General features: G+C 45.7%; 8 protein-coding genes, 11 tRNA genes and 1 rRNA gene. All 20 read left to right on the top strand.

All coding sequences use genetic code 11. The features are described from left to right. Positions 1 to 95 (top strand): 5S ribosomal RNA (gene rrf / locus BM210_RS20945); the annotation flags it as partial. A gap of 7 nt (positions 96 to 102) precedes the next feature. Then, a tRNA-Asn gene (locus BM210_RS20940) sits at positions 103 to 178 on the top strand. Positions 179 to 181: 3 nt separating this feature from the next. After that, positions 182 to 257 (top strand) — tRNA-Thr (locus BM210_RS20935). A gap of 6 nt (positions 258 to 263) precedes the next feature. Continuing rightward, positions 264 to 338: transfer RNA gene (locus BM210_RS20930), tRNA-Glu, on the top strand. Between the two features lie 97 nt (positions 339 to 435). Beyond that, positions 436 to 511, top strand: a tRNA-Thr gene (locus BM210_RS20925). Positions 512 to 528: 17 nt separating this feature from the next. Then, positions 529 to 603: transfer RNA gene (locus BM210_RS20920), tRNA-Gln, on the top strand. Between the two features lie 6 nt (positions 604 to 609). After that, positions 610 to 685, top strand: a tRNA-Lys gene (locus BM210_RS20915). Positions 686 to 697: 12 nt separating this feature from the next. Continuing rightward, positions 698 to 777: transfer RNA gene (locus BM210_RS20910), tRNA-Leu, on the top strand. 7 nt (positions 778 to 784) lie between these two features. Beyond that, positions 785 to 859: transfer RNA gene (locus tag BM210_RS20905), tRNA-Gly, on the top strand. Positions 860 to 874: 15 nt separating this feature from the next. Next, positions 875 to 951 (top strand) — tRNA-Arg (locus BM210_RS20900). A 70-nt stretch (positions 952 to 1021) separates the two neighbouring features. Beyond that, positions 1022 to 1098 (top strand) — tRNA-Pro (locus BM210_RS20895). A gap of 32 nt (positions 1099 to 1130) precedes the next feature. After that, positions 1131 to 1204 (top strand) — tRNA-Gly (locus BM210_RS20890). Positions 1205 to 1354: 150 nt separating this feature from the next. Further along, positions 1355 to 4144 (top strand): phosphoenolpyruvate carboxylase, encoded by a 2790-nt coding sequence (gene ppc / locus BM210_RS20885; RefSeq protein ID WP_091173012.1) that lies wholly within the window; start codon positions 1355 to 1357, stop codon positions 4142 to 4144. 159 nt (positions 4145 to 4303) lie between these two features. Continuing rightward, the gene (locus BM210_RS20880; protein WP_091173009.1) at positions 4304 to 5182 is read left to right on the top strand and encodes a DMT family transporter; all 879 of its coding nucleotides are present in this window, start codon (positions 4304 to 4306) and stop codon (positions 5180 to 5182) included. Between the two features lie 62 nt (positions 5183 to 5244). Further along, entirely contained in the window at positions 5245 to 5811 is a 567-nt protein-coding gene (gene sigW, locus BM210_RS20875) for an RNA polymerase sigma factor SigW (protein WP_091173006.1), read from the top strand. Between the two features lie 79 nt (positions 5812 to 5890). Then, positions 5891 to 6502 carry a zf-HC2 domain-containing protein gene (locus BM210_RS20870; RefSeq protein ID WP_091173005.1) on the top strand — a complete coding sequence of 204 codons (612 nt, stop codon included), beginning with the start codon at positions 5891 to 5893 and terminating at the stop codon, positions 6500 to 6502. Positions 6503 to 6642: 140 nt separating this feature from the next. Next, positions 6643 to 7449, top strand: a complete 807-nt coding sequence (gene cdaA / locus BM210_RS20865) for a diadenylate cyclase CdaA (RefSeq protein WP_091173003.1) — start codon at positions 6643 to 6645, stop codon at positions 7447 to 7449. Position 7450: 1 nt separating this feature from the next. Beyond that, positions 7451 to 8683, top strand: a complete 1233-nt coding sequence (locus tag BM210_RS20860; RefSeq protein ID WP_091173001.1) for a CdaR family protein — start codon at positions 7451 to 7453, stop codon at positions 8681 to 8683. 40 nt (positions 8684 to 8723) lie between these two features. Beyond that, positions 8724 to 10064, top strand: a complete 1341-nt coding sequence (gene glmM, locus BM210_RS20855) for a phosphoglucosamine mutase (protein ID WP_091172999.1) — start codon at positions 8724 to 8726, stop codon at positions 10062 to 10064. 312 nt (positions 10065 to 10376) lie between these two features. Further along, on the top strand, positions 10377 to 10520 hold the full coding sequence (locus tag BM210_RS34905; protein ID WP_177237924.1) for a hypothetical protein: 144 nt from the start codon (positions 10377 to 10379) through the stop codon (positions 10518 to 10520). Positions 10521 to 10561: the final 41 nt, after the last annotated feature.

Genomic DNA, 10561 nt, shown 5'->3' with positions numbered 1-10561 from the left:
AACCACGCGTTCCCATCTCGAACACGACCGTTAAGCCCTTCAGCGCCAATGGTACTTGAACCGCAGGGTTCTGGGAGAGTAGGACGTCGCCAAGCTTAATATTCCCTGATAGCTCAGTTGGTAGAGCACTCGACTGTTAATCGAGTTGTCACAGGTTCGAGTCCTGTTCGGGGAGCCACTTGCTTCCATAGCTCAGTCGGTAGAGTGCATCCATGGTAAGGATGAGGTCACCGGTTCGATTCCGGTTGGAAGCTCCAGTGCAAGGCCCGTTGGTCAAGTGGTTAAGACACCTCCCTTTCACGGAGGTAACAGGGGTTCGAGTCCCCTACGGGTCACCATTATTATTAATTTCATAATATGGGACGCTTTAATTCAACCTTGAGGTTCGGTATTCTACCATAGAACCAAATGGTTCGATCTCACAGCGTTCAGTAAGCCGCTGTAGCTCAACTGGTAGAGCAACTGACTTGTAATCAGTAGGTTGGGGGTTCAAGTCCTCTCGGCGGCACCAGATTTAACTTCGATTATTGGGGATTAGCCAAGCGGTAAGGCAACGGACTTTGACTCCGTCATCCCTAGGTTCGAATCCTAGATCCCCAGCCATAGTATGAGACATTAGCTCAGTTGGTAGAGCACCTGACTTTTAATCAGGGTGTCGTAGGTTCGAATCCTACATGTCTCACCATTAATACAATGCGCGCGTATGGCGGAATTGGCAGACGCACTAGACTTAGGATCTAGCGGGCGACCGTGGGGGTTCAAGTCCCTCTACGCGCAGTATTTTGCGGAAGTGGCTCAGCGGTAGAGCATCGCCTTGCCAAGGCGAGGGTCGCGGGTTCGATTCCCGTCTTCCGCTCCACTAACAACTTGATAGGCGCCCTTAGCTCAGCTGGATAGAGCGTTTGACTACGAATCAAAAGGCCGGGAGTTCGAATCTCTCAGGGCGCGCCATTATTTTCTGGATCAGAGTTGTTAAAGTAAGCTTATGAAGTTAGCTTCGTTAAGTAACCTCATATACCATCGGGACGTAGCTCAGCTTGGTAGAGCACCTGGTTTGGGACCAGGGGGTCGCATGTTCAAATCGTGTCGTCCCGACCATTATTTTAAGAACATTTCAGTTTTTTACGTAAGCGGGTGTAGTTCAATGGTAGAACTTCAGCCTTCCAAGCTGATAGCAGGGGTTCGATTCCCCTTACCCGCTCCATATCAAATTCCAATAAGACCCAGTGGGTCTTTTTTTTATTTTCTATATAAATAAACTATATATCAGCGTACTGTTGTGTTAAAATACTCATTATGGTCTAAGACAATACAAAGAAAATTGCTATGTAAAGCAAGCCTCAGGAGGGGAACCATGTCGGATTCAAACAGTTCGATCAACAAAAATACTGCAAATAACCTACTGCGTCGAGATGTTCGATTTCTTGGACATATTTTAGGAGAAGTGTTGGTTCATCAAGGCGGCAATGAATTACTGGTCATTGTAGAGAATATTAGAGAGATGAGTAAAAACCTGCGTGCGCAATACTCCACGGAGATGTATGACGAATTCAAAGAAACGATTACTTCACTGGCACCGGAAAAGAGACATCAGGTGATCCGGGCTTTTGCGATTTATTTTCAACTGATTAATATTGCCGAGCAGAATCACCGTATTCGTAGAAAACGTGACTATGAACGTTCTGCAGGTGAGAATGTACAGCCTGGTTCTATTGAGGATGTTGTACGTGATCTTAAAAATCAGCAGATCAACGCTGCCGAAGTACAGGAAATGCTGCAAGGCATTTCATTGGAGCTCGTGATGACAGCCCATCCGACTGAAGCAACACGTCGTGCGGTACTGGATATTCATCAACGCATTGCTAATCAAGTGATGGAATTGGACAACCCTAACCTAACCTTCCGGGAACGGGAGCAGCTGCGTGATAAGCTAATGGGTGAGGTCATTACTCTATGGCAGACGGACGAGCTGAGAGATCGCAAGCCAACGGTTATCGATGAGGTGAACAATGGATTGTACTACTTCGATGAAACGTTGTTTGACGTGCTTCCAGAGGTTTATCAGGAGCTGGAGCGCTGCTTGCAAATTTATTACCCAGAGGAATCCTGGCATGCGCCTATCTATATGAAATTCGGTTCATGGATCGGCGGAGATCGTGATGGCAATCCATCCGTGACTTCCAAAGTCACATGGGAAACTCTTACGATGCACCGTAAGCTGGCACTTCAAAAATACGATGAGCTGTTGAATGATTTCACCAAGCATTTAAGCTTTAGCAAAAATATCGTAGAGGTTACTCAGGAATTGCTCGATTCCATCCAGCTCGATCGTGAACATATGGATCTGCGCTCGCATGAAGTATGGCGCAATGAGAAAGAGCCTTATCGGATAAAAATTGTCTATATGATTCAAAAAATACGTAATGCCGCTGATTCATCTATAAACAGCCTGCAAAAATACAATTCACCCGATGAGTTTTTAGCGGATTTGAAAATTATTGATCGGAGCTTGCGTAATCATTTTGCCGATTTTATTGCAGATGATTATGTGGTGAAGCTGATCCGCCAGGTTGAATTGTTCGGCTTCCATTTGGCTTCTTTGGATATTAGACAGCACAGTAAAGAGCATGAAGCCGCTATGACGGAAATATTAGCGAAAATGAGCATTTGTCCGGATTATTCGGCACTGGCTGAGGAAGACAAGATTCAGCTGTTAAGCAGCTTATTAACGGAACCAAGACCGATTACAACACCTTACATGGACTATTCGGAATCGACATTGGAATGTTTGAATGTATACCGTGTAGTGAAGCAAGCCCAGCAGGAGTTTGGATTGAACTGCGTGTCCAGCTATTTGATCAGTATGGCAGAGGCGGCTAGTGATCTGCTGGAAGTACTTGTGTTCGGAAAAGAAGCTGGATTATATCGTCAGGAAGCAGATGGTTCAGTTACGTGCACGCTGCAATCTGTACCGCTGTTTGAAACGATTGATGATTTGCATGCTGCTCCTGATATTATGAGGACGTTATACCAAATCCCGGCATATCGCGACAGCTTGGTTAACACGAATCACCTACAGGAAATTATGCTGGGTTATTCCGATAGTAACAAAGACGGCGGTGTAATTACAGCGAACTGGGAGCTAAGAGTAGCACTTCGCTCGATTACTGAGGCTGCATCTGAATATGGTGTAAAGCTGAAGTTTTTCCATGGCCGCGGCGGCGCGCTGGGACGTGGAGGAATGCCACTGAACCGCAGCATTCTGGCACAGCCAGCCGATACGATCGGCGGAGGCATCAAGATAACGGAGCAAGGAGAGGTATTGTCCTCACGTTATTCGATGAAGGGCATCGCTTATCGCAGCTTGGAGCAGGCAACATCTGCATTGCTCATCGCAGCACTGAATGCTCGTAATCCCCAGGAGGAAGAGTCTGAGGAGCAATGGGAAGCGATTATGCTCGATATTTCGGAAAAGGCGCAGACGAAGTATCAGGACTTGATTTTCCGTGATCCGGATTTCCTGACCTTCTTTAAAGAGTCCACACCGCTTCCAGAGCTTGGAGAGCTTAATATCGGGTCCCGCCCATCGAAACGTAAAAATAGTGATCGTTTTGAAGATCTGCGCGCCATTCCGTGGGTATTCGCATGGACACAAAGCCGCTATTTGCTTCCAGCTTGGTATGCTGCCGGTACAGGTCTCTATAGCTTCTACCAAGGTAAAGAAGAAAATCTGACGGTTATGAAGGATATGTATGAGAATTGGTCGTTCTTCCGTTCTTTGATTGATAATTTGCAAATGGCATTGGCTAAAGCAGATTTATTGATTGCCAAAGAATATGGCAGCATGATTAAGGATCCTGCTATCGCAGAGCGTATTTTTAATGAAATTAAGGAAGAATACGAAAAAACGTCTGATTTGATTTTGAAGATTAGCGGTCAGCAGGAAATATTGGATAATGTGCCGGTCATTCAAGAATCAATCCGCCTTCGTAATCCTTACGTAGATCCTTTAAGTTATTTGCAGGTTCAACTTGTGACTGAGCTTAGAGCGGAAAGAGAGCGTGACGAGGATGATACGCTGCTCATACGCGAAGTCTTGTTGACGATTAATGGTATTGCTGCGGGACTTCGGAATACGGGCTGATCTGCATTTCGAACAGCTATGATAACGAATTAGACAAGCCATAACAATAACCAATCATCGTCTGCTCATTGAAAGAGTCAGGTAGCCTGAAATTGAGCTGCCTGGCTTTTTTTTGGTCGTTTGGGATGCTTCAGGTATAATGGTTAGGAGGATACAGGCTTGAATTCAAGATGGTTTGCGATTGTGCTGGTCATCGTAGGGGCTTCAAGCTACGGACTTTTGTCTCCGCTTATTAAAACCGCATATCAAGATGGATGGAATGAGTTTCAGATTACAGCCAGTCAAATGACGGCGGGGGCGGCTTTGTTATGGCTGCTTGTGCTGCTGCAGCGCAAAGCTTGGGGGAACCCCTTTAAGGGTCCTTGGATCAAGCTATCGTTAGTCGGTATGTTTGGTTTAACAGCTTCAACACTTCTCTATAATACGGCTCTGTCAGAAATGGATGCGACGGTTGCCATCGTCCTATTATTTCAATTTACATGGATAACGATCGTGATGGATTCGATTGCCAATCGTAAATGGCCGGAACGTAATCAGTGGCTGGCCGTAGGTATGATTATGTTAGGGACGTTGTGTGCTGTGGAAGCATTCGAGGCAGATTGGAGTCGATTTACTTATTTAGGTATACTTTGTGGTATCGGGGCTGCAGTGACTTATGGCTTCTTTCTATTCATGGCTGGAAGGTTGGAGACACACCTGCACCCTTTTATGAAATCGGCGGTTATGATCACGGGGTCACTTCCTTTTCTATATCTGATTTATCCGCCAATGGCTTTTTTTCAGGCAGGTGGAGGATCACTGCTGTTGTGGGGAGTAGGTCTTGGTGGATTGGGCCAGGTGTTCCCAACGATTGCTTTCATGATCGGTATACCGCGGATTGGAAGTACCTTGGCAGCGATGCTTGGAGCCGTGGAATTGCCTGTAGGTATTGTGGCGTCACTGCTCTTTTTGAATGAAGCTGTACATGGTGTACAATGGTTTGGTATGCTCTTAATATTGACAGGAATTGTAGTAGCCGAGAAACGCAAAGTGTCCTGAAGATCCCGAATCAGACGCAGAAATGATGTAGGTTGTGGATCGGAAGTTTGGAGGAATGTCGGTTGGAGCAGATGGACGTAAGGCTCGCCAAACTGGCTCGTAAGGGAGACAGAGCTGCTTTTGCCGAGCTGGTGGAGCTATATAAGGATAAAATTTTCCATCTTGCCTACAGAATGCTGCATAGCAGACATGAGGCGGAGGAAATTGTGCAGGAAACATTCCTTAGGGTGTTTACCAACCTCGACAGGTATGATGAGTTTCAGAAGTTTTCGACATGGATTTATAGAATAGGAACGAATCTTTGTATTGATCGTCTCCGCAAACGTAAAGCCACTTACTCTCTGGATGCCGAGATGAAGGACGGAGAAGGAACAGACTGGTATTCAACACTGCCGAGTCTTGAGGATACACCTGATGAACAGGTAGTCTTATCCGAGACGCAAACGGAAATTCGTAAATCGATAGATTCTTTGCCGGATAAATACAAATCGGTTGTGATCTTGCGGTATTTACAGGATTTATCGCTTCAGGAAATTAGTGATGTGCTATCCATGCCGGTGACAACGATCAAAACAAGGCTGCATCGTGGCCGCGAGTTTTTACGGAAAAAGTTGGAACGGGTTTTGTAAACTTATTTTTGAAACATCTTGCACGCATTTACGTATGTATTAAACAAGCAACTATGTAAACGGAAAGGAGTGGCTCGCTATGGAATGCAAGGAAGCCCTCCCTTTGATACATGAATATATGGACGGCAGCCTAACGGGTTCGGAAGCTGTGCAGCTCAAGGAGCACCTGCTGGCCTGTCCAACCTGTAAGATGCGGCTCCAGCAGTTGGAGCGAGTTGAAGCACTTATTCAGTCCTGGCCCCGAGTAGAGGCCTCTGCTGGATTAACGGAGAGGATCATGGCATCGTTACCTCCATTGAAGCAAAGAAGCCTCTGGAGGCAGTGGATACGGAATCACCCCGCTATCTCGGTGGCTGCTGTATTCGTACTTGTGATGACAGCCAGCTTTATGTCGATGTGGAATGAAAATTCGGAGCTTATGGTAAAAGGTACGGATCTCCAGTCAGTCGTCATTCAGGGTAATACCGTATATGTACCTGCCGGGAAGAAGGTTGCAGGCAATATTATGGTTGAAAACGGCAAGCTGCAGGTTGACGGAGATATTGAGGGGAATATTGTTGTTGTTCAGGGATCCGTCATTCTCGCTTCAACGGCCCATATTTCAGGTCAAATTACACAAATAGATGAAGCTTTTGGTTGGTTATGGTTTAAAATGAATGGTTTGGCATCCAAGATATCGCAGGTTAAATAGGACATATGGATCATTTCAAAAATCCTTCCTTAAAGATATCTTGAAAGGGAGGATTTTTCCTCATATTATGGTATGATTTAAGGATCGTCAAGAAACATTCAAGAAACAATCAAGCCGCGTGTCGTTTGGGGGCAGATACGATGGACTATATAACAGCCATCAACATAAAAGATATTATTGATATTGTTATTGTAAGCTATGTCATATACAAGCTGATTTTACTTGTACGGGGAACAAGGGCGATTCAACTGTTAAAAGGGATTTTCGTCGTTGTTGTGACTTGGGCACTTAGTACATGGTTCAAGCTGAGCACACTCCAATGGATGATGAACCAGATGTTTACCTTTGGGGTACTGGCGGTCATTATTATTTTTCAACCGGAGCTGCGCCGTGCGTTGGAGCAGTTGGGACGGGGCGCACTGTTCAGTCGGACTCCCACAGAGACAGATACTGAATTAAATAAGCGCGTCGGTGAGGTAATCAAAGCCGTTGATTATTTGGCTCGCCGCAAAATCGGAGCTATTATCGTGTTTGAACGTGAAACGGGTTTGAATGACTATATAGAGTCCGGCATTCCTATTGAGTCGCACATCACCTCTGAGCTGCTTATTAATATTTTCATTCCGAATACTCCTTTGCATGATGGGGCTGTTCTCGTGCGCAACAATCGATTGATGGCTGCAGGGTGCTATCTTCCCTTATCAGAGAATCCCTTTATAAGCAAGGAGCTGGGCACCAGGCATCGAGCAGCGATAGGGATGAGCGAGGTATCGGATGCGGTATGTGTGATTGTATCGGAGGAAACCGGTCAAATTTCACTGGCGCTCAACGGTCATATTATTCGTGACATTAAGGAAGAAGCGTTATTGTCCAAGCTTTTTGAAGAGCTGAAGAACAAGACCAAGACCAAGGAAAAAAACTCCATTTGGAAATGGAGGCTATGGTAATATGGATCGGTGGCTGCGTAATACGAATGTAGTTAAAATCTTAGCGCTCGTTATTGGAATTTTATTATGGGCTGTCGTACATATGGAGGATAATACCTTGCCAGGAACTAGTAATAACGGGGTGAGGGAAGAGCAAATTTCCAATGTAACCGTAACGCCTAAATACGATAGCAATCAGTTTTATGTACAAACGCTGGATCCTGCCGAGGTTATTGTCACATTAAGCGGCAAGGAAGCGTCTTTGAAAAAAGCAATGCTTAGCAAATATTCGGTGGAGGCCGATTTGACGAATCTGACTAAGGGAGAGCGGATTGTTCCTTTAACCCCTGTTGGTTTCCCAAGCGGTGTTACGGTGAGAGTCAGTCCACCTAATGCGAAAGTCGTCATTGATGAGAAATCCAACAAGCAGATGCCTGTAACGATTAATGTGACGGGTATGCCTGCAGTGGGCTTAAAGGCGGGCCAACCCATTGTAAAACCGAATAAAGTGACGGTAACGCTCCCGAGTGGAAGCATTGATAATGTCGAATCGGTTAGAGCTGAAGTGAACGTGGAGAAAGCGCAGGCGGCTGTTTCGAATAAAGCCAAGTTGGTCGCTTATGATAAGACAGGCAAGACGATGGAGTTAGCTTCCATCAATCCGGCTGTCGTAGAGGTGGAGGTTCCGATCACAAGTCCATTTGCTACGGTACCCTTACAGTTGAAGCTGTCGGGTGAACCACCTAAAGGATTCAGCGTTGCCTCTTTGGTGCAAAACGTAGATAAAGTGACCGTATTCGGAACACAGGATGTATTAAACCGTCTGGAGTTTTACGAGGGTCCTAACATTAATCTCGCTGATTTGAAGGAAGAAAAGGAATATACGTTGAATCTGGATATTCCGCTGCGAAATAAAGCGACTCAACTGGACCCCGCTAAGGTAGAGGTGAAGATCAATATCGTCGCTTCCGCTACAAAAAACCTTGATCAGGTGCCGCTGTCCATCGTAGGTCAAAATGATGGGTTTAATACTACAGTTGTGCTTCCCGAATCGGGAAAAATTAATTTTATTGCTGAGGGTGCACCAGCGATTCTGGATAAGGTGAAGGTGCAGGATGTTCAGGCCATTCTGGATGTAAGCAATTTACCACCGGGTCGCCATGAAATCCCTGTTAGCTGGAATCTGCCTACGTTCATCAAAAAAAGTACGCCGCAGGATTTTAAAGCAACAGTTGAGATTAGTGCAAAAAAGTAACAGATGTTGCGAAATGATAATTAAAGGGGATCGAAAATAAATGGGGAAATATTTCGGAACTGATGGTGTTCGGGGGATCGCGAATCAGGAATTAACGGCTGAACTAGCTTATAAAATTGGCCGCTGCGGTGGTTATGTGCTAGCTGGACAAGTAGACAAGCCGACTGTTATTATTGGACGCGATACAAGAATATCCGGTTCGATGCTGGAAGCAGCATTGGTCGCTGGTCTCTTGTCAATTGGTGCCAATGTGGTACGGATCGGTATCGTATCCACACCGGGAATCGCCTATTTGACACGTAAGCTTAACGCGGATGCTGGTGTGATGATTTCGGCGTCACACAATCCGGTTGAGGATAATGGCATCAAGTTTTTTGGCGGCGATGGCTTTAAGCTGTCGGATGAAACAGAGCTTGAGATTGAACGGTTAATGGATGCGGATAAAGATGAACTGCCGCGGCCTACAGGTGTTAATCTGGGCACGGCTGTGGACGACGATCAAGCTAAATATGCGTATCTGGATTATGTGCAGGCGAGCGTAAAGTCTTCTTTTAAAGGCTATAAAATCGTTCTCGATTGTGCACATGGAGCTGCCTATGAGCTTGCACCTAAAGTGTTTGAGGCCTTGGGCGCTGAAGTCATCACAGTGGGTGCTGAACCTAACGGATGTAATATTAATGATCATTGCGGTTCTACCCATCCGGAAGCTTTGCAAAAAGCAGTGCTTGAGCATGGCGCATTCATTGGATTTGCTTTTGACGGGGATGCAGACCGCTTAATTGCAATCGATGAATCCGGTGAGGAAGTGGACGGGGATTATATTCTTAGCATTTGCGGGCATGCGTTGAATCAGGCCGGGCAATTAAAGCAGAGCACGATTGTGACGACAGTGATGAGCAACATCGGGTTCTTTAAAGGGATTGAAGCGGTTGGTATGAAAGCAGCCAAAACGGCGGTTGGTGACCGTTATGTCATGGAAGAAATGCGTAAGAACGGCTATAACCTGGGTGGTGAACAGTCGGGGCATGTGATCTTCCTCGATTACAATACAACCGGTGATGGTATTTTAACCGCTTTGCAGTTGATGGATACCTTGGTGTTGTCTGGGAAAAAGCTAACTGAAATGAAACACATTATGCGTAAATACCCTCAAAAGCTTGTTAATGTGAGAGTAAAGGATAAGAGCAAGTGGCAGGGCAATCCTATCATTGAACAGGCGATCCTGAAAGTCGAGCAAGAGCTGGGCGATAATGGTCGTGTACTGGTGAGACCTTCGGGAACGGAGTCGCTGATTCGTGTAATGGCAGAAGGGCCGGATAAGGATCAAGTTGAAGCTTACGTAGACGATCTGGCGGCTGTTATTGAAAAAGAGCTTTCCTAAAGCTTGTCTTGAAGATAAATAACTGTGAACTGGGGATGAAAGCCCTCTAATGCATGTCATTAGAGGGCTTTCGTTGCAGAGATTGTCGGAATTTGAAGGAAAAATAGTGTTGCACTCTACACATAAAATGAATAAGATAGTTAATAAGCTTTTATTCAGGAAGGAACAGGAGGATTGGGGTTGCGTATCAAAAGCGCCAGAACTTGTAAGGGAACCATGGGATGAGATTCAGACTATTCAAGCAATACGAGACAGCTGTTCGAGTAACGGAGTGTCGAGCTTTGAATAGGCGGTGATCCCGCAGGTAACTGCTTGCAAGTTGACGAGGTGAAGGTGTTCGGAATATTCGGCGGGGACCTTCCGGTAGACGGCTCTACCGTTAAGTTGGATGGCAAAGCATATAGGCGACTGTATGTACAAGAATCCAGCATGACCGATGAAAGTCATAAAAAGTAGTTTCGGTACTATCGGTTTTTTAAATATGCAGGAGGTTCTAT

The organism is Paenibacillus sp. 1_12, from assembly GCF_900114475.1.
Lineage (GTDB): Bacteria > Bacillota > Bacilli > Paenibacillales > NBRC-103111 > Paenibacillus_S.
This window is presented reverse-complemented; position numbering and strand designations above follow the sequence as displayed.